At 60.5% G+C, this 24,577-nt stretch carries 24 protein-coding genes; 4 read left to right on the top strand and 20 right to left on the bottom strand.

All coding sequences use genetic code 11. The features are described 5' to 3' along the window. Position 1: 1 nt before the first annotated feature. The 12 genes from tssK to tssA are packed head-to-tail and all read right to left on the bottom strand — an operon-like array spanning position 2 to position 14,004. Entirely contained in the window at positions 2–1,324 is a 1,323-nt protein-coding gene (gene tssK, locus BHC62_RS03410) for a type VI secretion system baseplate subunit TssK (RefSeq protein ID WP_070994224.1), read from the bottom strand. A 1-nt stretch (position 1,325) separates the two neighbouring features. Further along, the gene (tssJ, locus tag BHC62_RS03405; protein ID WP_070994223.1) at positions 1,326–1,811 is read right to left on the bottom strand and encodes a type VI secretion system lipoprotein TssJ; all 486 of its coding nucleotides are present in this window, start codon (positions 1,809–1,811) and stop codon (positions 1,326–1,328) included. A gap of 5 nt (positions 1,812–1,816) precedes the next feature. Then, on the bottom strand, positions 1,817–2,944 hold the full coding sequence (gene tagH / locus BHC62_RS03400) for a type VI secretion system-associated FHA domain protein TagH (protein WP_070994222.1): 1,128 nt from the start codon (positions 2,942–2,944) through the stop codon (positions 1,817–1,819). Between the two features lie 15 nt (positions 2,945–2,959). Beyond that, positions 2,960–3,097, bottom strand: a complete 138-nt coding sequence (locus BHC62_RS27205; protein ID WP_071609993.1) for a type VI secretion protein TagU — start codon at positions 3,095–3,097, stop codon at positions 2,960–2,962. A 41-nt stretch (positions 3,098–3,138) separates the two neighbouring features. Continuing rightward, a complete protein-coding gene (locus BHC62_RS03395; protein ID WP_029291206.1) occupies positions 3,139–4,662 on the bottom strand; it encodes a sigma-54-dependent Fis family transcriptional regulator in 1,524 nt (507 codons plus the stop codon). After that, positions 4,662–7,241 carry a type VI secretion system ATPase TssH gene (tssH, locus tag BHC62_RS03390; RefSeq protein ID WP_070994275.1) on the bottom strand — a complete coding sequence of 860 codons (2,580 nt, stop codon included), beginning with the start codon at positions 7,239–7,241 and terminating at the stop codon, positions 4,662–4,664. Before tssH ends, BHC62_RS03395 begins: the two co-directional genes overlap by 1 nt. A gap of 2 nt (positions 7,242–7,243) precedes the next feature. Next, positions 7,244–8,260, bottom strand: a complete 1,017-nt coding sequence (gene tssG / locus BHC62_RS03385) for a type VI secretion system baseplate subunit TssG (RefSeq protein ID WP_070994221.1) — start codon at positions 8,258–8,260, stop codon at positions 7,244–7,246. Continuing rightward, a complete protein-coding gene (gene tssF, locus BHC62_RS03380; RefSeq protein WP_070994220.1) occupies positions 8,224–9,993 on the bottom strand; it encodes a type VI secretion system baseplate subunit TssF in 1,770 nt (589 codons plus the stop codon). The genes tssG and tssF overlap by 37 nt, the downstream gene beginning before the upstream one ends. Then, positions 9,983–10,402, bottom strand: a complete 420-nt coding sequence (gene tssE, locus BHC62_RS03375; protein ID WP_070994219.1) for a type VI secretion system baseplate subunit TssE — start codon at positions 10,400–10,402, stop codon at positions 9,983–9,985. The genes tssF and tssE overlap by 11 nt, the downstream gene beginning before the upstream one ends. Positions 10,403–10,416: 14 nt before the next feature. Further along, a complete protein-coding gene (gene tssC, locus BHC62_RS03370) occupies positions 10,417–11,892 on the bottom strand; it encodes a type VI secretion system contractile sheath large subunit (RefSeq protein ID WP_029291196.1) in 1,476 nt (491 codons plus the stop codon). 28 nt (positions 11,893–11,920) lie between these two features. Next, positions 11,921–12,418, bottom strand: coding sequence for a type VI secretion system contractile sheath small subunit (gene tssB, locus BHC62_RS03365; RefSeq protein WP_029291194.1), 498 nt, complete (start codon positions 12,416–12,418; stop codon positions 11,921–11,923). 32 nt (positions 12,419–12,450) lie between these two features. Beyond that, the gene (gene tssA, locus BHC62_RS03360) at positions 12,451–14,004 is read right to left on the bottom strand and encodes a type VI secretion system protein TssA (RefSeq protein ID WP_070994274.1); all 1,554 of its coding nucleotides are present in this window, start codon (positions 14,002–14,004) and stop codon (positions 12,451–12,453) included. 544 nt (positions 14,005–14,548) lie between these two features. Here tssA and BHC62_RS03355 point away from each other — a divergent pair. Beyond that, positions 14,549–15,064, top strand: a complete 516-nt coding sequence (locus BHC62_RS03355; protein WP_029291189.1) for an Hcp family type VI secretion system effector — start codon at positions 14,549–14,551, stop codon at positions 15,062–15,064. 54 nt (positions 15,065–15,118) lie between these two features. Here BHC62_RS03355 and BHC62_RS03350 read toward each other — a convergent pair whose 3' ends face one another. Both BHC62_RS03350 and BHC62_RS03345 read right to left on the bottom strand, forming a co-directional pair. Next, positions 15,119–15,940 (bottom strand): aldo/keto reductase, encoded by an 822-nt coding sequence (locus BHC62_RS03350; protein ID WP_070994218.1) that lies wholly within the window; start codon positions 15,938–15,940, stop codon positions 15,119–15,121. A gap of 87 nt (positions 15,941–16,027) precedes the next feature. After that, on the bottom strand, positions 16,028–17,053 hold the full coding sequence (locus BHC62_RS03345; RefSeq protein ID WP_070994217.1) for an AraC family transcriptional regulator: 1,026 nt from the start codon (positions 17,051–17,053) through the stop codon (positions 16,028–16,030). Positions 17,054–17,278: 225 nt separating this feature from the next. On the opposite strand from BHC62_RS03345, the gene BHC62_RS03340 reads away from it, so the two are divergent. After that, a complete protein-coding gene (locus BHC62_RS03340) occupies positions 17,279–18,217 on the top strand; it encodes a transporter (RefSeq protein ID WP_070994216.1) in 939 nt (312 codons plus the stop codon). A gap of 83 nt (positions 18,218–18,300) precedes the next feature. Here BHC62_RS03340 and BHC62_RS03335 read toward each other — a convergent pair whose 3' ends face one another. The 5 genes from BHC62_RS03335 to BHC62_RS03315 form a co-directional block, all read right to left on the bottom strand. Beyond that, positions 18,301–19,512 (bottom strand): DSD1 family PLP-dependent enzyme, encoded by a 1,212-nt coding sequence (locus BHC62_RS03335; protein WP_169851657.1) that lies wholly within the window; start codon positions 19,510–19,512, stop codon positions 18,301–18,303. 68 nt (positions 19,513–19,580) lie between these two features. After that, positions 19,581–20,909, bottom strand: coding sequence for a D-arabinono-1,4-lactone oxidase (locus BHC62_RS03330; RefSeq protein ID WP_169870718.1), 1,329 nt, complete (start codon positions 20,907–20,909; stop codon positions 19,581–19,583). A 77-nt stretch (positions 20,910–20,986) separates the two neighbouring features. Beyond that, complete coding sequence (locus BHC62_RS03325; RefSeq protein ID WP_070994213.1) at positions 20,987–21,343, bottom strand: cytochrome c5 family protein; 357 nt, start codon at positions 21,341–21,343, stop codon at positions 20,987–20,989. A gap of 143 nt (positions 21,344–21,486) precedes the next feature. Further along, complete coding sequence (locus BHC62_RS03320) at positions 21,487–22,239, bottom strand: outer membrane beta-barrel protein (protein WP_029291171.1); 753 nt, start codon at positions 22,237–22,239, stop codon at positions 21,487–21,489. Positions 22,240–22,387: 148 nt separating this feature from the next. Next, on the bottom strand, positions 22,388–23,221 hold the full coding sequence (locus BHC62_RS03315; protein ID WP_070994212.1) for an arylamine N-acetyltransferase: 834 nt from the start codon (positions 23,219–23,221) through the stop codon (positions 22,388–22,390). A 160-nt stretch (positions 23,222–23,381) separates the two neighbouring features. Here BHC62_RS03315 and BHC62_RS03310 point away from each other — a divergent pair, with 160 nt between their 5' ends. Continuing rightward, positions 23,382–23,624, top strand: a complete 243-nt coding sequence (locus tag BHC62_RS03310) for a DUF6555 family protein (protein WP_029291166.1) — start codon at positions 23,382–23,384, stop codon at positions 23,622–23,624. A 59-nt stretch (positions 23,625–23,683) separates the two neighbouring features. Here the strand turns inward: BHC62_RS03310 and BHC62_RS03305 are convergent, their stop codons facing one another. Continuing rightward, a complete protein-coding gene (locus BHC62_RS03305; RefSeq protein ID WP_029291164.1) occupies positions 23,684–23,893 on the bottom strand; it encodes a DUF6021 family protein in 210 nt (69 codons plus the stop codon). 144 nt (positions 23,894–24,037) lie between these two features. Between BHC62_RS03305 and BHC62_RS03300 the strand changes: the two genes are divergently transcribed. Further along, positions 24,038–24,559 (top strand): DUF3087 domain-containing protein, encoded by a 522-nt coding sequence (locus BHC62_RS03300; RefSeq protein WP_070994211.1) that lies wholly within the window; start codon positions 24,038–24,040, stop codon positions 24,557–24,559. Positions 24,560–24,577 lie beyond the last annotated feature (18 nt).

Below are 24,577 nucleotides of genomic sequence, written 5' to 3'. Positions count from 1 at the left end.
TTCAGTTCCTGATAGCCCAGAATTTCAATTCAAGATCGACAAACTCACCACTCACATGGAAGGCGAACCCACCTGAATGCTCCAACTGCTCCAGGTCACGGGCGCTGAGTTCGAGCATGAAATAGGTTTTCTCGGCATGGAACGGGATCTGCCGTGGTGCCACAGGCATCGGCTTGACCTGAATCCCCGCCAGGTGCAGGTTGACCAACTCGCGTATCCGCTCCACAGGCCCGACTTTCAGGTGCGCCGGCAGCCGCTGGCGCAACACCTCAGAATCGCAGTGCGCGCTGACCGCCAGAATGAAGGTCGCCGAACCCAGCAGGTTCAGGCCGTTGACCGGGCACACCTGCACGCCGTATTGGCGCGACTGCAGCACCAGTTCAATGGCATGTTGCTCCAGCACCATCGACAGGACCGAACGAATCGCGGCCATCAATTCACGAAAGCTCGGCCCCTGGTCGCTATGTCGGTAACGCCCTTCAAAACAAGCGCGTTTTGTCGTGCTGGAAAATGTCGAAAGCTCCCCCAGCAGCCCAAGCAGGGTTTGATACAGCACATCGGGGCCCACACGGGCCTGGTCCAGGCAATGTCGCAGGGTCAACTCCATTCGGTTGATCAACTGCAACATCAAGAAGTCCCCCATTTCGGCCCCCGCCGCCTGGCCCGCGTCCTGCAAGCGCTCGGCAATCGCATCAGCGCGAAACGCCAACAGGCTGACCACCTCCTTGAGGCACGACAGCAAAAATGGCGAGTCATGCAGGTGCATGAACGTCGGGGAGAATGCGCTATCGAGTTGCACAACGCCTTGGGCGTCGCAATCCAGGACTTGTGCGACTTTGAGTCTGACGTAGGTCTGGACGTCGTGATCATCGCCCAGCACCAAGCGAAAATCCGCGCGTGCGCAGGTGATGGCGCAGCGCGTGTCTTCCCCGGCATTGGCGTCTCCTACCTCCACTTCGTAGCTGCTATAGCGGGCCAATACGTCAGTCTGCGCCGGGTGACGAACCTCGACCGCATGGCCGGCGAGCATGGGCAGGGCCAGGTACAGCGCCTGGCTGGCACTGTTGGCTGGGACTTCCATCACCAGCGGCGCGGCCATCTCAAACAGGGTCCCGTCAGGCAATACCCCACTGGCCTGATTGACAACCACCTTGCCCATATCGAGGTATTGCGGGTCGATTTCCAATGTCAAGAACCCCCAGGCATAGCCCGGGGACAATTGGCTGCGGCGCGCCAGTTGCTGATGGTAATAGCGGTCGTTGTGCTGCAGGTGTTGAGGGCGCAGCAACATGCCTTCCTGCCAGATCACTTTATCAATCAGCATGTCAGCCACCTGCCTTGGCGGGCGGCACATCCGTCGCGTGCACGCCCGTTTCGTCGAGTACCAGATCGACACGGGTCCGTGACTCGACGGCCAACGGCACGACATGGCGCCATCGCACCTGGGGCAAATCACGGTAGGCGGCCAACACCCCGATATAGCGACTGCCCGGCGTTGCACTGAGCTTGAGCGTCACCTGTTCACCGGGGCGCAGTTCCCACTCTTCGCTGCTGACCAGGTCCTTGGGCAAGGTATTTTCGACACGGCCATACAGGCTGAAAAAGTCCGCGTTCTCGAAGGCCACGGGGTTTCTGAGTTCCAGCAGGCGCACCACGATCGGTGACGGTCGGCCATGCAGATCCGGGTTGACCAGATCACTGGCGGCCAGCGTCAGATCGAGCTTGGTCAGCGTCGAATAGGGAGACAGATTGCTGCAGCCGGGCAACAGCCCCAGCACAGCGAGTAGCAGAACAGAGGTGGTGCGTGACATGCAGATCATCCAGAACAGGTGCTATGAAGGGTGGAAACCAGGCGTACCTGTTCCGTGTAGGCGTTGGCAAAGTCCTCGCTGAGTAAGCGCTCAGTCCAACCGTCTTCCTCGACCAGGCGTTGGTAATGAACCAGATAAGCCCGCCAATAGGCGCCACTGCTGGGGATCCACGGCGTGTTGCCCTGCGTTTGGAAACAGGCCAGCAGTTGCCCTGGCGCAAACGCTGCCAGAGCGCCGCGCATTGCCGCGCGACAGCCAGCGAGCACCGCGACCTGGTGAACCTGCAAATCACGATAGGCCTGGGTAATCATCTGTTCGGCGGGCAACTGCCCCTGGCGATCGGCCACCAACATGGCCTCCAGTGCTTGGGCGCCACACATCAACGGACGCTCGGCGCTGGTTGGTGCACGACCGAGTGCGGTGTTCAATTCACTTGTCAGTTCTTGATGGGTGTGCAGGTTCTGTTGCAGCCCTTCGATTGCCTGCCTGAGCAAGCCAGCTGCCTTGACTGCCAATGCTTGTCGCCCAGGCTCGTCGAGAGGTTCCAGGCACACGCCCAGCGCCTCGGAAAAATCCCGCCAGAACCGCTCATGCGTATCGACTGCCGGAACATGCCCAGCGGCTGGCGCGCACGTCGCAGCAGGCTCGACCAGGGTCGGCACAATCACATGGTGACGCTCCACAGTGCTGGTATCCGTCCAGTTCGACGCCACACTCGGCGGGGCCGGGTCATTCATGGCACGCACGGAATCCAGCTGCAGGAACGCGTCATCCGGAATCAGGTTATCGCCAGGGCTCGTACCACCCGAGCGCTCCAACAACTGCGCGCGAATTTCAAACGGGCCCATGCGAAATACAGTGCCTGGGGTGATAGGCCGGGCCTGGCCTTTGCGCAAACGCACGGCGCTGTCCCCCAGGCAAATGCCATTGCTGCTGATGTCAGTCAGAAAATACTGATCGTCGCGAAAGCTGACCAAGGCATGATGGCTGGACAACTGGCGACTGTGGTCGGCAATGACCCAATCGCAATCGGCACCACGGCCAATCACTCCTCCGGCGCCATCGAAGACTTTATTGCGGGAGCCGCCGGGCATGCCAGGCCCATGGCTACATAGTTCAAATACCAACTGCATAGAAGGTCTCCTGGCTTACTGCCCACGCTGGTGGGACCGTGGATCACCCAGCGGCCGGTAGTCATCGTCGTCAAACACGTAATTTGCCGTGCACCCACTTAGCGCCAACACCAGCAGACCAAGCAGCAATACCTGCCCTCGAGAAACAACCATCAAGGCTCTCCCATTGAATTGAATTCGATTGAGCGGAACATTCAGCACCCTTCCTTGACGTCACCAAAGGGGATATTCAGCCGCGCCAGGCGGTACAACAGGGTGCGCCGGGCAACCCCCAGCTCGCGGGCGGTACGGGTACGATTGCCGCGATTCTTGTGCAGGCAATCAATCAGCAAGCCCCGTTCGACGCGCTCAAGGCGTTGGCGCAGCGTTGCGTCGGTGGCCTGTGCGGGTGACGCCAGTGGCAGCATGAGATGTTGCGGCAGGATTACCCCCTCGTCGCACATCAACACGGCACGTTCCACCAGGCATTTAAGTTCACGCACGTTGCCGGGGAAGCTGTGGCAGGAAAGCTGGTCCAGCGCCTGGTTTGACCAGGACACCGGCGATCGCCCCTGGGTGGCGCAGGCTTTACCTGCGAAGTGCCGGGCCAACTCTCGTATATCGCCTTCACGTTGGCGCAACGCCGGCAGCTCGATCGGGAACTGGGCGAGACGATAATAGAGATCCTCACGAAAACTGCCCTGGGCCACCATCGCGCGAAGGTCACGGTGGGTGGCGGCAACGATGCGCACATCCACTTTATGGGCGGTGCTGGCACCCAGCGGGCGGATTTCCCCCTCCTGTAATACCCGCAGCAATTTGGCTTGCAGTGACAGGGGCATATCGCCGATTTCATCGAGCAGCAACGTACCGCCGTCGGCAGCATCGAACAGCCCAGGACGGTCACGGTCAGCACCAGTAAAGGCACCTTTGCGATAGCCAAACAGTTCGCTTTCGAGCAACCCCTCCGGGAATGCCGCGCAGTTTTGTACGACAAACGCCTTGGATCGGCGCGGGCCCATGGCATGGATCGCCCTGGCGACCACCTCCTTGCCCGTACCGGTTTCACCGCGCAGGAGCACGGTGTAGGTGCTGTCCAGCACCTTGCCGATCAAGCGGCAGGTATCATCCATCGCTACGCTGTTGCCAATCAGGCCAAGGCCTGCGGGACGCACTGCGCTACCGAGCGCCTGATGGGCCGCCGCTGGCCGACCGGGCTCCTGTAGCAGCGCCCGCTGGCGCAACGCAAAAACCCCCAACTGCCCCAGTGGCGTGGCATACGGCTGCAGGTCCAGGGCGCGCTCCGTGACGCATAGCAGCATGCCCTTCACCGGTAGGTGGTGATGGATGAGTGGGACGCACAACAGCGACTGCCATGGCACCAGGCCTGAAGGAATGAAAGCGGTGTCATACATGCAGTCTTGCAGGCCGCAGAGACTCAGGGGACGCTTATGTTCCAGGGCGAACCGCAGCAATTGCTGGCCCTGCTGATCCACTTCTGCGCCTGCACCGATTTCCCACGGCCCTGCTTGCGGCCTATGTTCGGCCGCCAGGAACAAGCCGTGACCCGCCTCATCTGACAGGTACACCTGGCTGAGCGAGCACTGGCTCAACTGCGCGGCGGCATGGGCAAGGTTGCCAGGCATACTTGCCCTATCGCTATCGAGGCCCAGGCGCATGAGCCACTGCACCAGTTGTTCGGCAACGTCCGGTGCCTGTAACAATGGGGTATCCCTCATCACGCAAACTCACAGGTGAGGTGATCGTCGCCGTCCAGCATGGCGTGGGCGCGCTGCACATGCTCATCTCTGGCCATTGCTTCAAGCAGGCGATCGACTATCAGGGGCAATAGATGGCTATCGATCCATTGATCGACATACCGCGCGCCACTGCCGTTGTGGGTACAGCGCTCTGCCAGGTAATCGACCAATCGCGGGCAATAGCTGAATGCGAGGTGCCGCTGCAGCAGACGTTGGCCCAGGCACTGCAACTTGCTTTGTACCAACTCCCGTAGCACCGCACCGCTCAGTGGGTAGTACGGCACGACACGCATGCGGGCCAGCAGTGCCGGCCTGAAATGCTGATTGAGCAGCGGCGCAAGGGCGTCCTGTAATACTTGTGCGCTGGGACGCTGCGTAGCGCCGCACAGGTCGATGGTGCAGTCGCTGCCAAGGTTGGAGGTCATCAGAATCAGCGTGTTGCGAAAGTCGATCTCGCGCCCCTCGCCATCATTGGCCCGCCCTTTGTCAAAGATCTGGTAGAACAGATTCATGACACCCAGGTGTGCTTTCTCGACCTCATCGAGCAGCACCACCGAATAGGGCTTTTGCCTGACGGCTTCGGTCAGCACACCGCCCTCGCCATAACCGACATAACCGGGCGGAGCGCCAATCAGGCGCGACAGCGAATGCTTCTCCTGGTACTCGGACATGTTGATGGTGGTCAGGAACCGTTCGCCGCCATACAACAGGTCGGCCAAGGCCAGTGCCGTCTGCGTCTTGCCAACCCCACTGGGGCCGACCAGCAGAAACACGCCCACGGGTGCATCGGCACGGTTGATGCCCGCCGCAACCGCACGCATCGAACGGTCCAGCATCTGTACCGCCTGTTCCTGGCCGAGAATGCGCGTACGCAGATCGGTATCGAAGTCGAGCACCTTGACGCTGTGTTCGCAAGCCACTTGGCTGAGTGGAATTCCGGTCCAGGCACTGATCACTTGCGCCACCAGCCGCGGGCATACTTCGAAACTCACCAGGCGCTGTCGCGATTGCTCGGCCAGCAAGCTGCCATGGGCTTCGCACAGTTGCTGCTCAAGCACCTCGATGGCCTGGCCTGCCTGCCTGGCTTGATTCAGCTGCATGCGCAGGGCCAGCACCCGCTCGGCCATCTCGCGCTGACGCGTCCAGGCCTGCGTGAGCTGCTCATGTTCGCAACCGGCGGCGTCCAGGCGCGCAGCCAGGACCTGCAGCGCACCTGGATCAATGGGCAACCCGGCATCCCTGTCGCGGCAAAGCGCCCGGTACTCACCAGTACTTTGCGCCAATTGGGTAGCCACGGCCTGCAACGCCGATGGGGCTGTGACGAGGCTGATGCGCACGCGGGCGCAGGCGGTATCGAGCACATCCACGGCTTTGTCGGGCAACTGGCGCCCAGCCAGGTAGCGTGCCGATAACTGCGCGGCGGCAACCACGGCGTCATCGCGCACGTACACGCCGTGGCTGGCTTCATACACCGAAGTGAGACCGCGCAGGATCGTCACTGCCTCATCGACACTCGGCTCATGTACATGCACCGGCTGAAAGCGTCGGGCCAGTGCCGGATCCTTTTCGAAGTACTTCTTGTACTCCGACCAGGTGGTAGCAGCGATGGTACGCAGCTCGCCACGAGCCAGCGCTGGCTTTAGCAGGTTCGCCGCATCGCCGCTGCCCGCCGAGCCACCGGCACCGGCACCGATCAAGGTGTGTGCCTCGTCAATGAACAGGATCACCGGCACCAACGCGGCATTGACCTCCTCGATAACGCCCTTGAGCCGCCGTTCGAACTCGCCCTTGATGCTGGCGCCCGCCTGCAACAGCCCCATATCGAGGATCAGCAGGCGCGTTTCCTTGAGCGCCGGAGGCACCTGTCCCTGGGCAATTTGCCTGGCCAGCCCCTCGACCAGCGCGGTCTTGCCGACACCGGCCTCACCCACAATGATCGGGTTATTCTTGCGCCGGCGTGCCAGGATATCGATCAACTGCGCGATCTCTGCGTCCCGGCACAACACCGGGTCGACCCGCCCTTCACGGGCCTGCTGGGTCAGGTCATGGGTGAAACGCTGCAACAGTGATTCATGCTGGGCACAAGCGGGTGTACGGGAAGCTTCGGCATGGTCGCTCAAGGCAAACTCAAGCAGGCGCTGCGCATCGAGGCGGGCCAACAACACCTGATAGCGGCAGCCCGCGTGATGCAGCGGGTTACGCAACAAGGCAAGGATCAAGGCCGCGTCACTGACATTCGATTGAGCCAACTCCAACTGGGCAACGACCAGCGCTTGCTGCAGCCATTGCACCAGCAGCGGTGCGAACACCGGGTTGCGCGTAGTCCCCTGCCCCATCCTGGGCTGCAGTGTCGCTTGCAGTTCGCCCAGTTCAACGCCAGCGTCTTGCAGAGCACGCGCCAGCAGCCCTTGTGGGCGCTCCAGCAGCGCCAGCAAGACATCCTCCACCAGGACTTCGGCGCCCCCACGGGCCACACAGCGTGCGGCGGCGTGCTCCAGGTCATGGCGAGTCTGAGGCGCCAGCACACGAATCAATTGCTGCAAATCCACATTCATCATATTCATCCGTCGCTCCCGAGTTGACTCGCCAGAATGAGCACGCCATCCGCGCGCGCCTGCCCCATCCAACTGGTCCATCCCAGCCGGCACACATTGCGTTGGCCTATGTGCAGCGCCCGCACCTCGCCGGGGCGCAGGGCCAGGCGCAGGTCGAAGTCCAGAGGGTCGCGGACGGCGAAACGAACCAGCGCGCACAGCGGCGAGTAGCTTGCGCCGCCAGGTAAAAAGTCATGAAAACGCTGCCAGTCGAGGTCCTGCAGATGCACCCTGAACTTGCCGGCACGATCCACAACCTGCCGCCCAAGGACCAGGTCCTGCCCCAGGCGACTGTTCGCTTGCGCCAATTGGTTGCATTGCCTGGGGGCAATCACCACCTTGCGCTTGACGCATTGCTCGATCATCAGCTGCGAGTGTTTGAAGTAGTAACGCAGCACCGTTTCGATAAGCGCCGCCGAATGGGCGCGCATACCCAGCAAACCCAGGTAGGGCAGCAAGCGATTCCAATCCAGTTGTGTAGCACTGCGTATGGCCCGGCCGCCCAGGCCTATCAGGGCAAACATCTGCTCGGAAAACGAGTCGCTGGCACCCGCTCGAAAGCACACCCGGTAGCGGTACTTGCGCCACAGAGGCAGCATCAGCCGATGCAAACGGTGGTGAAACACGTCGAGGAAATCCGCGACAGGATTACCGCCCGCGCGCTCGCTCAATGCGTGTTCGGCATAGAATGCCGGCAGTGGCGAGTTTGCCCCCACCAGCCCCAATACGTTGAGGCGCATGCGTGCCCGTAGTTGCCCGCGCTCGACAAAAAATGTCACTCGGTCAATGTCGTTGCCGGGAAACCCCAGCCCCGGATTGGCCTGGAACTCCAGGTGCTCATAAAGCGCCTCATCGTCAAGGCAGGGGTGGGCATCGCGTATACGCTCAATGACCTGCGAGACCGCCTGGAACAGCGAATACTCGCGAATGGTCCGGGATAATTCGGTTAAAGCAGGGCTTGCTGGCCCATCCGGGATGGCCATAGATACACCTCTCCTTGTGTGCTGGTAACACGCAGTTCGTGATACGAGTTAAGGCTCGCGTACAGCGCAAAAAACTCGTTGAGGACTGAAGCAAATACAAACAAATCGCCCTCTCCGAGAAAGTGCTGGAGATCGACGATCAGGTCGATTGCCACCCCCCGAATCGGCAAGCCACGATGCAACCGGTCGATGGGGCGCTGGCTTATGGAGCGCAATCCACCCAACCGATGGACGCTGACTTTTTCGGCCTGGCGATCGTGGTAGCGCGGCAAGTCATAGGTTTCGAGCACCACTTTCAGCGCATTGATATCGCTCAGGGACAGGTAATTGAGCGACATGTTGCTGATCAGCTTCCACAGAAAACCGCTGTCCAGCGGAGGCGCGATGCCAGGGGTGGCGACCGTGATATTGCGAAAGGACAGGAACTCGGGTGTTTGCTCGCAGGCTTGGTTGATGTCACCGATCCGCAATTTGCGCGGCAAATCATGGTTGGTACAGGTCAGTTCGACGGACAGGGTTTCCTGCTCCTGGGACTGACGAATGCCAAAGTTCAGGTAGGTATCCAGGCCGGTGTGTTGCACCGAGGGCCGCTGGCGAATGCTGTAGCTCGCCGTCTGCTGATCGTGCTCGAACGACTCGAACGGCACATAGGTCTGGTAGCCCAGGCCACCCGGACGCCATCCCGTGACCTGGTCTACAGAGAACACCCCGCAGTGGCCTGGTGCGTAGTCAGTTCCCTGCAGCAGGTACTCGTCCTGCTTGCCATCCAGTCGGATCGGTACCCCATCGTGTTTGAACAGGTTGACCACCGGGGTGCAAAACAGCTTCACGTTGTCCACTGTCGGGAGCACCTGCTCGGGATTGCGCTGACGCAGCTTAAAGCGCAACTCCAAACCCCGAGCCTGCTTGAGCAGGTCATCCGGCAAGCTTTGCAGCACATCCAGGCCATTGACGTCGACAAACAGGTACTTGTCAGGAAACGCGAAATACTCCTGTAGGTGCCGATACCCGGTGAAGGCATTCGGCGGATAGGGCAGCAGCGCCTCGTCTTGGGAAAAACCGGCGGGCCGAACGCCAGAAGCCGGTAATGGTAACGACAGGACCTGACCGTCGCGCCCCTGCAGTGGTTTGCACTCACCATCGAGCAGCAGCAGCTCAATGCCCTGCAGGTGACGCAGCAGGCTCACGTAAAGCATCTGGCTGACATAGCGCTCCCCGGCAAGATGCAAGCGCAGGTGTTCAAGTGCCAGTTCGCCCATATACCCTTCGGCGGTCATCTCCAGGCGCAGGCTCAGCAAGGCCCCCTTGCCTTGCGCGGAGTAATCCAGCGCTGTGAGTTCAAGTGGCAGCACCTGCGTTGCATAACACGTACGAAAACGGCAGCGCTCACCCTCGATCGCCACGCTTTCCACCGGTGTATCGCGCTCGACCGTAATGCCGGGCCCTGCGCGCAACAGCGGCGCAAACTGCAACATGCTGAACGCGGGTATTGGTCGCATGTAGTTGGGCCACAACAGGTGCATCAACGAATGGCTGAGCTCCGGCAACTGATCATCGAGTTTCTGTCGCAGGCGGCCCGTCAGGAACGCAAAGCCCTCAAGCAAACGCTCTACATCCGGGTCCCGGCCTCTGTCCCCGAGGAATGGGGCAAGCGCCGGGTTGCGTTCGCAGAAGCGCCGCCCCAATTGCCGCAAGGCATTGAGTTCACTTTGGTAATAGCGGTTAAAGGACACCTGGGGCGACCTCCACGCGTCCACTGCCGGCCAGGCTTGCGCTAAACACCACGTCCTGCATAACCCCGTCGATATTCAGCGCGCCCTGGATATCAAAGGCCAGCGCCAACGGATCGCGACCCTGGGGTAATGCGACGACCCGGACATTGCTCAGGCGCGGCTCGTAGGCCGCGATGAAGCGTTCGATCAGAAAGCGTGCCTGGCTCAGGGACTCGTGCAGGCTCAGGCGCATATCATTCAGGTCCGGCAAACCGTAGTCAGGCAGCGTCTGCACACTGCCTGCCCGGGTGCTGAGCATGTTGCCCAAGTGGATGGCCACCGATGCCGCAACGCAGGCGCGTGGTGTGCGCCCCGCCAACGCAGGCGCAGTACCGGCAAGGCGCTCAAGGAAACCGCTGTACTGACTCATCTCAAGTTCCCGGCTCATTCTTTATCGAGCTTGCCAACCAGGAACAGGGTGAAATCCGCCCCCATGTATTTGAAGTGCGGGCGTACGCTGAGGTTGATGCGATACCAGCCTGGCTCGCCGTCAACATCACTGACAACAATCCGCGCCGCCCGCAATGGACGTCGCCCCCGAACCTCGGCGCTGGGGTTTTCCTGGTCCGCGACGTACTGGCGAATCCACTTGTTGAGTTCCAACTCCAGATCGGTACGTTCCTTCCACGAACCCAACTGCTCGCGCTGCAGCACTTTCAAATAGTGCGCCAGGCGGTTGACGATCATCATGTACGGCAGCTGGGTGCCGAGCCTGTAGTTCAACTCGGCCGCCTTTCCCTCGGCGCTGATCCCGAAACGCTTGGGCTTCTGCACGGAACTGGCGGAAAAGAATGCGGCGTTGTCGCTGCCCTTGCGCATCGTCAGGGCGATGAAACCCTCCTGGGCCAACTCATATTCCCGACGGTCGGAGACCAGCACTTCGGTGGGGATCTTGGTTTCGATTTCACCCATGCTCTGGAAATGATGCAGCGGCAGGTCTTCCACCGTGCCCCCGCTTTGCGGGCCGATGATGTTGGGGCACCAGCGGAAACGGGCAAAGCTGTCAGTCAAGCGCGTGGCGAAGGCATAGGCGGTATTGCCCCAGAGATAATGCTCGTGGCTGCTGACGACATGTTCGTTATAGGCGAAGGTCTTGACCGGAGAATCCACCGGGTCGTAGGGCGTTCGCAGGAGAAAACGTGGCACCGTCAAGGCGACGTAACGGGCATCCTCGCTCTGGCGGAAGCTCTGCCACTTGGCAAATTGTGGCCCTTCGAAGTGGTCCTGCAGGTCCTTCAGGTCTGGCAGGCCGGTAAAGCTCTCCAGGCCGAAAAAGCCAGGCCCGGCAGCGGCTATGAATGGCGCATGGGCCATGCAAGCGACGCTGGAAACATACTGCATCAGCTTGACGTCGGGCGCGCTGGGTGAAAGGAAGTAGTTGGCGATGATCGCGCCCACGGGTTGACCACCGAACTGACCGTATTCGGCGCTGTAGGTGTGTTTGTAGAGCCCCGACTGAACGACCTCGGGTGAGTCTTCGAAATCATCCAGCAGGTCTTGGCGCGAGACGTTCAGCAACTCGATCTTGATGTTTTCGCGAAAGTCAGTGCGATCCACCAGCAACTGCAAGCCGCGCCAGGCCGATTCCAGTGCCTGGAATTCGGGGTGGTGGAGGATTTCGTCCATTTGCCGGCTGAGCTTGGTGTCGATCTCGGCAATCATCCGGTCTACCAGCTGCTTCTTGACTGGCTCCCCGCGGTTCTGTGGCTTGATCAATTCCTCGATGAACGCGGCGACGCCGCGCCTGGCGATGTCGTAGGTTTCATCATCGGCGGTCAGGCGGGTCTGGGCGATGATGTCGTCGAGAATGCTGTATCCGGTATCCAGGGGTGCCGCATAGGCGTTAGGGCTGGAGGTCATGCTATCAGTGTCCTTTTTACTGAGTGGGTCATGCGGCAGGGCTGTTCAGCCCCAGTTCGGCCAGCACCCGCGCGCGGGCCTGGTCATCGGCCAGCGCACTTTCTATGGCCTTGCGAAAACTCGGTGTATTGCCCAGGGGGCCTTTGAGCGCCACCAGCGCCTCACGCAGCGCCATCAGCTTGTGTAATTGCGGAACTTGCTCCACCAGTTGAGCCGGATTGAAATCCTTCATGGCGTTGATGCGCACCTGGATCGCCAACTCGTCGGCTTCGTCCGTTTCCTGCAGCCGATTGGGAACACTCAACGTCAGCATCAAGGCTTGTTTGGCCAGCACCTCGTCCAGGGTGTTCTTATCGATACTGATGGGCTTGCGGTCTTCAACCTTGCGCGTGTCTTCGCGCTGGGTGAAATCACCCACGACCAGCAGCTTCAAAGGCAGCTCTACTTCTTCCTGGGCACCGCCTATGGCCGGTTTGAACGTGATATTGATACGTTCCTTGGGGGCGACCGAACCTTCTTTGGCCATGTTGTTTCTCCTTTGCTTGATGACGGGAAAACCTATTCGAGTACCGCTTCCAGATCGACCTGGCACAGCTTGCGATGGACATCCTCCCTGCGCTCGCGCAGGCCATGGCCCTGGGGCAATACGTCGTAACAGGCGTACAACAGTTGCAATACCTCAAGGGTCAGATCGGGCTCCCAGCGATATAGGCCGGCATGCTGTAACTCCTGCTCGAGCTGCTCAAGCTGGATCCTGGCCAAGTCGTGCTTGGCACCTTGGATACACAACCGAGCCAGGCCAAGGCGCCAGTAACACCGCGCCCGATCACCCCGCGCCGCCTGCATGGCACTTTTGTAGGCCTGGACCGCAACTTTCAGCCCCTCCTTGCGCAGCAGCGGAGCAACCACCTGCAAGGCCTCCTCCCATGGCGCCGGACCGGCGCCGCCAGTGTTCCGGACCGGCACCCGTGCTTGCAGGTGGCGGCTGACCTGGGTGTCGATCCATCCGCGGGTGGCGGCATCGGCAAAGGGCGCTCCATCGTGGAAGCGCAACTGGGCGAGCCCGGGTAATCGTTGTAGCAACAGGGCGAACTGAATCTCTGTCTCGACCATTGCCAATTCGGCCTGCTGCGCTTGCAGGCATTCCCAGACCATGCGCACACCGTCAAACCAAAAAGGCGCACTCGCCAGGCTGGCTTCAAGCTCCAGCAGCAGGTCGGCGTAATGCCCTTGGGCAAATCGCTCCTGGTAGCGCTTGAGCTTGTCGGGCACCAGCCCGCGCAAGGGCGTTATCTGATCGCTGTTGCTATCGGGAAGACCGGTGATGCCCAGCCACGCCAGCGTGCGGTTGAGGCGCAAGGCCCGCAGATCGGTGGCGTTCTGGCGCAGCCACCAGGCACACAGGGGGCGAGCGTTGTCTTGCAGTGCGCGCAGGAGCTTGTGTACGTCTTTTTCGTTGTTCACCACAGGCTCAGGCGCCAGCAGTTGAGTCGCCGCCTGCTTGACCTGGGCAACCACCGCGCTCACCCCGGACTGTGGTGCAGCGCTCTCCTGGGCTCGTTGCAGCTTGTCCGCGAGATGCCTGCGGGCTGCCAGCAGCAACGGAGCGTCGTCCCCCAGGTGCCCAACCCATAGCTCGTCAAGACACGCCAAATGCCCTGCCATGCACTGGAACAGGGAGCGTTGCTCTCTGAGGGCAACGCTCTGCGCCAGTACCGGCTCGATGCGCTGCATCAACCAGCCAAAGGCCGCGATGCGAGTTCGCTGCTTGATGGGGTGTACCGTCGTCCAGTGGTGTTCACAGAGGTAGCGCAACATGCCAAGCCCAGCCAACAGACCAGGAAAGGACTCACACCGATACAGGGCCCACGTCAGCCAGGCAACGACCCGCAGATCCTTGGACTCGTGACGCAACAACGCCTCGCTTTTGTCCATGACCTGCTGCCAGTCGGGCTGGTTGTTGCCATGGATCAACCGGGCCTTGTCCAACTCGCTTTCCAGCGCTTCGTACGCTGGCGAATAACGGACGTCCGGCCCTGCAAAACAGGCAATGGAAATCGGTGAGCGGGCAACTTCCAAGTAATGCGCAGAAAGTTTGTCTGAGTAAACCATGATGGGCTGCACTGTGCTGATCAATGCTGAATTAAAGTATGGCAAACAGCTATTAAGCGCCGACGACATACTTGCTGAATTCCATTTTCACGCTGGGACAAGTGCAAACAATAGCAGCCATATTTTATTGGACAAGCCACTAAGGCGTAGTTAAGTAGAATCCTACAAAGATAATAAAATCTCGCAACTTTGTAAGCGCACGTAATCGATGCCCCTGCCACGCCAAGAGGTTTCCAGCCTTAGCGAGCCTCATACAGCGCGCAGGGATGCGCAAAAAAATGCGCACTCTTTTCAATCAACTCACCTTGAAAGCAAACATTCACCTTTCAATATCGTGACGTGCCCAACAGTGCAAATATCTGCGCACTATTGCGCAAAGAAAACCAACTTATAAACCAGAAATCATACCGCCCACGCACCGTTACGCCCCCTCCCCCAAGAAACGCCCTTATTTTATTAGGCCAACTATTATCCGGCACACTTCTTGTTAGCGAGTAGTAGCGCCCTGTGGCGCCAACTTATCTATCAGGCAAGGAAACCAATTATGCCAACACCCGCATACCTCTCGATCACCGGTACCAAGCAAGGTTTGATCACGGCAGGCACGTTCACCCAGGATTCGGTAGGCAATATCTATCAGGAAGGCCACGAGGACCAGATCCTGGTCGAGGCCTTCCAGCATCAGGTCATCATTCCCCGTGATCCGCAGTCGGGCCAACCCACCGGCCAGCGTGTACACAAGCCGCTGATGATCAGCAAGGTATTCGATAAATCTTCACCGTTGCTGTTCAGCGCACTGACGTCGGGGGAAATGGTCAAGTGCCGCCTGGAGTGGTATCGCACCTCCTCCGCCGGCACCCAGGAGCATTACTTCACCATCGAGCTGGAGGACGCGATCATCGTCGATATCCAGTCGCGGATGCCCAACTGCCAGGACCCGGGAAATGCACACTTCACCCACCTTGAAGATGTGCACTTTACCTACCGCAAAATCGTCTGGACCCATGAGGTCTCGGGCACGTCCGGCTCTGACGACTGGCGCAGCCCGGTAGCGGGTTGAACCCGGCCACAGGTGAGGCGGTAGCGCGACACGCGCGCCCGCCTCAGTAGGGCTTCAGACCATTGCCAGCGGATGCTTGCGTATCGGCGCACCGAATACTCGGTCGATAGCGTCAAGGTCATGTTCGTCGAGAACCAGCCTGGCCGCGGCGGCATTGAGGCGCACGTGTTCGGGGGTGACGGCCTTGGGGATGGCGATGACACCGGTCTGCCGCAAGACCCACGCCAGGGCAACCTGGGCCGGTGTGACTTGATGTCGACGGGCGATCTGCTTGAGGGTGGGGCTGGCCAACAGTTCCCCACCCTGGGCGATTGGGCAGTAAGCCATCAACGGCAGGTGATGCTGTTGCCACCAGGGCAACAGGTCGAATTCAATGCCGCGCTGTTCGATGTTGTAGAGCACCTGATTGGTGGCGCAGGCGGGTGATGCCAGCTCCTGGAGGTCTGATACGTCGAAGTTGGAAACGCCCCAGCGCCCGATCTTGCCGGCCTCCCGCAGTCGTTCAAAGGCTTCAACCGTTTCGGCAAGCGGGTGTTGCCCACGCCAGTGCAGGAGATACAGATCGATATGATCGGTGCCCAAGCGTTTGAGGCTGGCCTCACAGGCACGGGGAACTCCCGCTTTGCTGGCGTTATGCGGATAGACCTTGCTGACCAGGAATACCTGCTCCCGACGCCCTTGGATCGCCTGCCCGACCACTTCTTCAGCACCGCCTTCGCCGTACATCTCGGCGGTGTCGATCAGGGTCATGCCTTCGTCAATGCCTAATTGCAGCGCAGTCACTTCCGCTGTACGCCGTCCACGGTCTTCACCCATACGCCAGGTGCCTTGGCCGATGACCGGGACTGGGGTACCCGCCAGATCGATGGTGCGCATGCCAACCTCCAGATAAGTGTGCGTTCCCCTAATGTGGCACTGGCCGGGCAATAGGGTTCAATGCAATTGCGCGGCCCGGCGTGGCCCTCATCCCACGCTGCGGAATGCGCTGGGACTGAGCCCCGTCCAGCGCTTGAACGCCCGGCGAAAGCTGCGCACATCACTGTAGCCCACCTCTTGGGTAATGCGTTCGATGGACAGGCTCGGGTTGCCCAGCAGCCCCATGCACCGGGCGCGACGCACCTGTTCCAGCAAGGCTTCGAAGGTCAGCCCATGCTCGGTCAGACGCCGGCGCAGGGTGCGGCCGCTCATGTTCAGGTCACTGGCGACCTTCTCCAGTTGGCTGCCCTGCAAGTCGCGGGAAATAGCGCGTTCCACCGCCTGGATGAGGTCCATTTTCCGGTGTAGTTGGGCACTTACCAGCTCCAGCAGGCCAAGGGCCTGGCGCAATGCCAAGGCGTGGTGATTCGGCAGCGGCACGTCGAGCCACTGGGCCTCCAGGACCATGCGGTTGTGCAGGCAGCCAAAGCGCACATCGTCACCGAACAAACGCTGGTACTCGCCGGCATACGCCGGTGGCGCGTGCATGAACTCCATGCGCAGTGGCTTGAACTCACTGCCCACCAAGGTCCGCCCGTAGATCATGAGGCTGGCAAAAAACTCCTCGGCGGCAAATACCTGGACCTCGGCAAAGGGCAGCAGGCACTCGACATCGACCATGACCTGCTGGGCGCCTTCGTGGATGCGCGAGGTGGCGATGCCGCCGGAGGTGTGTTGGTGGCGCTCGCCCACGGCAAAGGCATCGCGCAGGGTCTTGCACAGTGAGATGACATGCCCGAGCAGGCCCAGGGTGCCCAGCACATTCTGATTGCCGACACACAGGCCCAGCCCCTGGTCTGGCAGGACTTTGAGCGCACGCTGGATCATCGCCACGGCCTGGCGGTAGGAAATGCGCAGCGCCGGGTCATCCAGGTCTGCCAGGGTAAACCCCAGGCCACGGCACAGATGCTCGGCATTGACGCCCTTCTGCGCCGCAACCTGCCCCAGGGTTTGCAGGAGAAAAGGCGAGACCAGCGCCAGTTCGTAGTGTGGATCAACGGTTTTGCTGTGCATGGATCTGCGATTCCCGACTCTTTGCCCGGTTATTGTTTTAGAAACATCCTGACAATCATAGGTGCTTGCAAGGCTTGCCGCACTCTGAATGAACGCTGTCCGGCAAAGCCCCCCTATGTGGCCGCCAATACCCTGCCCTGCGGGGCGTCGAGGGCTTATTTCTATGGGCAAGGCTCCGATGAGGGCCGACGGTGCATTCATCCAACAATAATAATGAGCCCAGACATGAACCCGACCCGCGCGCTTGCCCCCCTGCCCCTTGCCCTGGCCCTTCTCAGCCTGCCGACCCTGGCCACCGAGGGCGGCGTGGACAATATCGGCCCCGGTACCGATGGCTTTTACATCCTGCCGCTGGATGTGGATCACCTGCCGGACCACATGTTCGCCTTCAACCTTTACTACAACCACTATGAAGCCACGAAGCTGGATATCAGTTCCCTCGGGGGCAAGGTGCCACAGGTGAAGATCCGCTCGGATGCAATTATCCCGCGCCTGGATTACCTGAGCCCGTTGCGGGTGTTTGGCGGGCGGTTGGGTGGCTATATCGCCGAGCCCTACCTCAAGCAACAAGTGGCCCTGTTTGGCATGTCTGACCAACGTGAAAGCATGGGCGACACCACTATCGCGCCGATTATCCTGTGGGACCTGGGCAAGAATCTGACCCTGGGCGCCGCGGTAGAAATCACCGTGCCTACCGGTGAATACGACGCTTCGCGCCTGGCCAACACCAGCAACAATTTCTACACCTACAAGCCGCTGGTGTCAGTGACATGGCTACCTGACGAGCGCACTGAGCTGTCGATCAAGACCACCTACAGTTTCAACCAGGAAAACCACGCTACGGACTACCGCTCGGGGCAGATTTTCCACTTCGATTACTCGGCCAGCTACAAAGTGACCGACAACCTGAGCCTGGGCATCAATGGCTACTACCTCAAGCAGACGACTGACGATAAGCAGTACGGACGCACCGTGACCAATATCTATGGCGAAGAAGTCAACGACGGTGTGCGTGGCCAGGTGTTTGCGATTGGGCCGGCGGTGTACTTCACCTTTCTCAAGTACGCCAGCGCAGAGGTGCGTTGGGCCAAGGAGTTTGATGTCGAGAACCGGCCGCAAGGCGATATGTTGTGGGCCAAGCTGACAATTCCGTTTGCCTTGTAGCAATCACCCGTGGCTAGGGGGCTTGCCCCCTAGCCACAACAAGGCCTTCACCACCGTCGGTGCCTACATAGGGACGCGGCATTTCATCCGGTGTAAACCGGCCAGCTGTCGACTATTTTGCCGCCGCGCACCGCCAGCAGATCGCCAAACTGCAAGAGTACCGACTCGGTCTGGGCCGGGCGCAGGAACACCTGGTCGTCGATGTTCAAGCCAACCCCAGGCGAACCGTTGACCATCTCCTGGTTGGAGCTACGGCCATACAAGCCATTGCTTTGCAGCCCTGCAGGCGACTCGAAATCGGCCATCCAGTTGCCGCCATAGATAAAAAACGTGGCGCGTTGGTTGCGATCCCACCACGACAGCAACCGGGACTTGTCGTCCAGCGCCGGGATGTTGACCGCACCGGTGCTTTTGAGGACGGGCGTGGCGATGTAGGCCGCCGGGACATGCTCACTCAAGGAAGGCAGATCGTAATGCGTAGGCTTGAGCAGCGCCGTGCCTACCGAGACTTCGCTGCTCAACTGTTCCTGCTCATGCATCCGGTAGCTGGGGCTGCCAGCGGTATTGAGTGTCAGGTCATCACGCCACAGCGTCGCAAACTGCTGGCGGCTGAAGTCGACAAAACCGTTGTAACGTTGCATGACCTTTTCGAACAGCGCCTGGGGCGATCCGAGAATGCCCGGCACGCCCATGCCGACAAATGGGTCGTAGCCCATGAAGCCGGCAAACTCCAGGTGCTGCGGATGCGCGCGGATCAACCCCAGCATTTGCCCCAACACCGCGTTGTCGCTGATACCGCCGCGATGCAGGCCCACATCCAGTTCGATATTGATCCGCAGCCGCGTGCCCAGGCCCTGGGCCAGCGCCAGGTATTGTTGCAGGCGCTGTGGGGTGTCCAGCAACCACTGCAATTGCCGGGCGGGATCGAATGCCCCTTGGTGGTGTTGATAGAACAGCTCGGCCGAACGTACCGGCAACGGCTTGCCCAGCAGGATATCGGCATCGGGAAATACCTGGGCGTCGTGGTTGAGAAAGGGTTGGTGAAACGACATCAAGCGGCGGGTACCCGCGCGCTTGGCGATGTAGGCCAAGAGTCCCGGTGCTGGCAGGGATTTCTCCACCAGCCGCAGGTGCTTGGCGCCGCGTTGCACCGATTGCATGACGATGTCGATGTTGTGATCCAGGCGATCCAGGTCTATCAGCAGCACCGGCCGCATGGGCCCATGGGCCTTGAGCTGCTGGTTCAACTGGCGAAAATACTCGCTGTACGGCGACCCTCGGTCAGCCGGACGCAGCAGCGCCGCGCCCGCCACCAGCAAGGCGCCGGCGCCCAGGGTACCGGCCATGAAGTGTCTGCGATTCATCAGGCGACTCCCAGGATGGATGACAGGTGTGCATTAAGGAATTTGCCGCCGGGGTCGAGGGCCTGGCGCACTCGCGCGAACTCATTCCAGCGCGGGTACAGGGCCTGCAAGGTGCGGGCATTGAGGGTGTGCAATTTGCCCCAATGGGGCCGCCCGGCGTATTTCCAGAAGATCGGCTCGACGGCCGCGAAGAAGTTGTGGTGGTCCATGGTGTAGTGCTGGTGCACCGAGATCGAACAGCTGTCGCGGCCTTCAAACATGCTCAGGGGAATATCATCGGCCTTGACGTAGCGGTACTCGATGGGAAACCAGGTGCGCAGGTCCTTGTCGCGGATCAGCTTGAGGATTTCCCGCAGGCAGGCCGGGCCATGCTCGGCGGGCACCGAATACTCCATCTCGTTGAAACGCACGTTGCGTACGTTGGCGTAGATTTCGAATGACTCGGCCACCCGGTCCTGGAAACTGGCGAAATAGCGCAGGCTGTTGAGCAGCGTGCGGCGTGCCTGGGGAAAGTCGCTGGCGTATTTGTCGAGGTTTTCGATGATCGACACAAACTCATTGCCGCCCGCCTCTGCCGGATCGATCGGTGGGGTCGGAGCGTCGGTGGTCTCGTTGAGAGCGATGGACAAGGCGTAGTCCGAATGTGTTACCACCAGCATCTCCCAATGCTGGTTTTCCCGGGTGTTTTTCGCCACATCCTCCAGCAGTTCTTCGGTGCGGGCGATCCATTGGCGCTCCCGCAGGCGGTAAGGCGTGCGGTTTTGCAGCCGCACGCGGGTGGCCACGCCCAGCGCGCCCAGTGACACCCTCGCGGCACTGAACACCTCGCGCTCACGGTTGGCGTCGCAGTCCAGCACTTCGCCCTGGGCCGTCACCAGTTGCAGGCCGGTGACACCGGCGGAATACGAGGAAAACCCGACGCCAGTGCCATGGGTCGAGGTGCTAATGGCCCCCGCCAGCGTCTGGTAGTCGATGTCTGCCATGTTCGGCAACGCCTGGCCGACCGCCTTGAGCGCTGGCCCCATGCGTGACATGGGTGTGCCAGCAGCGAAGGTGGCTTGCAGGGTGCTGGCGTCGTGGTCGAGCAAGCCGTTGAAAAAGCTCAGCGAGAGTAATGTGCCATCAGTCGGCACCAAGGCGCTGAACGAGTGACCCGAGCCCACTGGACGGATCTTGCCCGGCGCCTGGCGAATGGCCTTTACCAACTCCCCCAGGTCCTTGGGTGCCAGCCGCTCAAGGGGCAGGCAGCTTTGTGCCCCCGACCAGTTACGCCAGGGGATCAAGCGCGGTGCCCGGGCCAATTGCGCCAGCGCCGGGTTACTGCTCATCGCCAGAAATGCACCGGCCACCGCCGAGCGCTGCAACAGTTGCCTGCGTGAAAGCACCATCACCTACCCCATTGTTGTTATTGGATATGAACACCGGCCATGAAACCGATCAGCCCCAGAAACTGCTCTTCGGAGCACTGCATGCACAGGCCCATCGGCGGCATGCCGTTGTAGCCGTTGAGGGTATGGTCCAACAGCGTATCCGCGCCCTGGGCGACACGCGGGCTCCAGGCCTGGCTATCGCCGGTCAGTGGCGCGCCGGATGCCGGGTTGGCGTGGCAGAGTTTGCAACTGCTGTCGTAAAGCTGGGCCAGGGTCGGATCGGTGGGTACGGCGTTGCGCGCCGTAGTCTGTTGCGGTTTGTCGTCACAGGCTGACAGCAGGCCAAGCAAGGCCAGCAGCAAACCGATGCGACAGGAGGTCGTAGACCACATAGCCACCCTCTCTTTTTAGGTATGAACAGCTGGGTTCACACTAAGTCAGTGGCGGCGCGGTGTTGAGGGTATTGGCGGACATAAAGGGGGCTTGGGCGGACAGGGTTGGGCGACCGGCGAAGCCGGCGCCCGTAACAGCCGGCTTAGAAAGCCAGGCCGACCTTGAAGCCGTACTCATCGCGCTTGAGCTTGGTGTTATCGGCCACTTCCGAATCCGCATCGAGCTTGTACTCGGTGCGGGTGTAGTACAGGCCAGCCATCACTGGCAGGTCGCCATTCTGGTTCATCAGCAGGCTGACTTCGGCGTAAGGGTTGGTGCGGTCCTTGAGGTCCACGGTGTCGCTGCCAATGCCGTCGACCTTGAGCTTGGCGCGGCCGTCGAGGGTGTGGCGGGCGCCGACTTCGACGCGCATGGTCATGCTGTCGAACTGATGGTTGTACCCCACCGCGGCCTTGGCAAACGGCGACTTGCTGGTGAGTTTCATGTCGTAGTCGTCGGAGTCTGGTTCATAGCGAGTCCAGCTATAACCACCACCGACCAGCACATCGACAAAGTTGCGTGCATCCAGCGCAGCGCGCCAACCCAGGTCGAGGTCAGCCTGGCCTTCCTTGAGCTTGTTGTCGCTTTTCTTGCCGAACTTGGCGTCTACACCGGCCTGGTAGATAAAGCCGGATTCGGCGGTCAGCTTGTTGCCGAAGTTATAGAACACGCCGGCTTCGGGCATATGGTCCTTTTCGCTTTCGCTGCCGCCTTCAAGCTTGAAGTCGTTGTAGGCGCCCAGGATACCGAAGGTGGAAATCGGGTCGGTGGACGGTGCAGCGAAGACCACGGCCGGCGCAGCAACCAAGGCCAGGATCGAAGAATTCTTGAGGATTTTTCCGAATAGTTTGGACATCGTCTTACATCTCCATTTTAGGGTGGGCAAATTATTCAGGAACCGGTTCGAACCCCCTGCGGCGCGAAAGGTTCGAATTAATTTGCCTTGATTTGGAGGTAAAACGCTTCAGCGAAGGCTCTGGATCAAGCCTCTTTGGGCGGGCCCATCACGTATCGGCCAATAACTGCGCCAGTTTCGGGCGTAGCTGTGGGTGTTCGGGCAGGCGCAAACCGAACGCCTCTTGCAGCACGGCCAACAGTTCGTCGACATCGGTGATCCGACGTTTCTCACTGTCCCGGCCCAGGTGATGCACGGCGTAGTGGGCATTGTTCAAGGTACGCCGCAGCCCCGGTCCGATAACGGCCACTTTCAACTGCCCGAGGAACGGCGAGTCGGGGTGAGTGGATACGTACCAGTTGCCGATTTCGTAGTCGAAGTGCGACTGCGGCTGCAGGTCGAACACGTATAGCCCGCGCCATTCCTCGCCAACCTGGGCCCATAAGGTGTAGCTGCCGGCATTCGAGGTCAGTCGATAGGGTTCATGGGCGGTGGCCTGGGGCGCCTGATCGTCCAGGCGCAGGGGGCTGGTCGGCACCATGCCACCAAAGCCGACATCGGTGATGTAGCGTTCACCGTCCAGGGTCACCAGGCTCAGGCGATGCGTGCGGGCGGTCAACGCATCGGGTGGCCCGCCCATCACCACGCGGCCAGTGATACCCCGTGCGTCGAAACCCAGTTCTTGCAGCAACGCCAGGAACATCTGGTTGAGCTCGTAGCAGTAGCCACCTCGCCCGTTGAGCAGGACTTTTTGTTCGACGCTGGCCAGATCGATGGGGACCGGCACCTGCAAAAAGGTGCAAAGGCTTTCGAAAACGAAGGTACTGACATGGCGCAATTGCAACTGGGCCAAGGTCTCCAAGGTGGGCGCTGGCGGTGTGTCATACCCCAGGCGTTGCAGGTACAGGCTGCTGTGAGACAGGCTCGGTGAATCCTGGTGCATGGGGCATTCCTTGGGCGTAGAGCGAAGGTTTCACTAATACCTGTAACCGGTGCCGCTGCCAATACTGATCTGTAGCAAGAGGTCGGTGTGTCACACCACAAACTTTCTGAACCTTTCTGAACCTAATTGCATCAACTCCATATCAAAACAGGGAGGCAATATGGGCACGGCAACGATCTACACCATCCATTACAGGCTGCACGGCGAACCCAAGTCCTTTGTGGTGCGGGCGGAGGTGATGAACAACGCCGAAGCATGGCATTGGGCCAGCTGTGATGCTGGGGTGGCCCACGTCGGGCGCATTGGCCGCCAGGGCCATGAACGCACCAAGAAAACCACTCGGCCATGGGCGGAGAAATACGGCATCACCGAAGTTACCTGGATCGCACCCCAGCGCCTGTAGTCGCTGGGGGCTTGGCAAGGGGCTGGCGAAGACGCCGTATCGCCCCTCGACACGGGCCGCTATGGTTTTAGATTGCCCAAAGGATCATAAGCCGGCTGTTTGCCGGCTTTGTGTTTCTTGTCCAACGGGGCAATGGCCGGGCCGACCGGGTCTACCTGCGGGTCGGCCAGATCCGGGGAGTCCGGGTCAAAACCCAAGTCGTGCTGATCACTGGCATGTTCCGACGAGTGCGGGCCATCAGGCTTTTTCGATTGTTCAGTCACAGTCATCTCCTTCGCCTTGCTTACGATGCATACAGCTATTAGAGAAAACCCTGGCCGCCATCGTTCAACTTTCTCACGCCTGCCTACAAACCGTGAGAAGATGCCGCGCCGCGCAATACCCCTACTTAGCTCATGGAGACTGCATCCCGCATGTTTGAGATCAAACCCGTCGATCCGCAAACCTATCGCCAGCAGACCCGCCGCAGTACGTTGATCGTCGCGGTGATCTTCGTCGCCCTGGCCATGCTGCTGTCGAGCCTGGCCGTGATGCTGTTTGGCGAGCCCGGCGGTGACAACTTCCGCTTCAATATCGGTGGCGTGGTGGCTGGGGTGGTGCTGACCATTGCCTTGGTCCGGGGCCCGCTCTGGTCGCAGGCGTGGCTGGCGCCGGCGGTCTATGGCTGGCAGCTCAAGCGCAACCTGATGCGGGTGAGCAACGTGATGCACAAGGTGACCGAGCGGGTACAGGCCAACGATCCGACGGCGCTCAAATTGCTGCGGTTCTATCACTTGGGGCTGACGCAAATGCACGAGCTGGACGCCAATTCCAGCGCACAGGCGCAGTTGGTCGGGGAGATCGAAAAGCATAAGGCGCAGATGAAGGCGCTGGGGATCAAGGCCGAACAAACACGCCTGGATCCAGCGTGGCTGAAGGCCATGAAGGACAACTGACCTTGTAGGAGCCCGCAA

Source organism: Pseudomonas sp. 06C 126, from assembly GCF_001855215.1.
GTDB classification, from domain to species: Bacteria; Pseudomonadota; Gammaproteobacteria; order Pseudomonadales; family Pseudomonadaceae; genus Aquipseudomonas; species Aquipseudomonas proteolytica.
The sequence above is the reverse complement of the archived record's forward strand: the minus strand, read 5'-3'. Positions and strand labels throughout refer to the sequence as shown.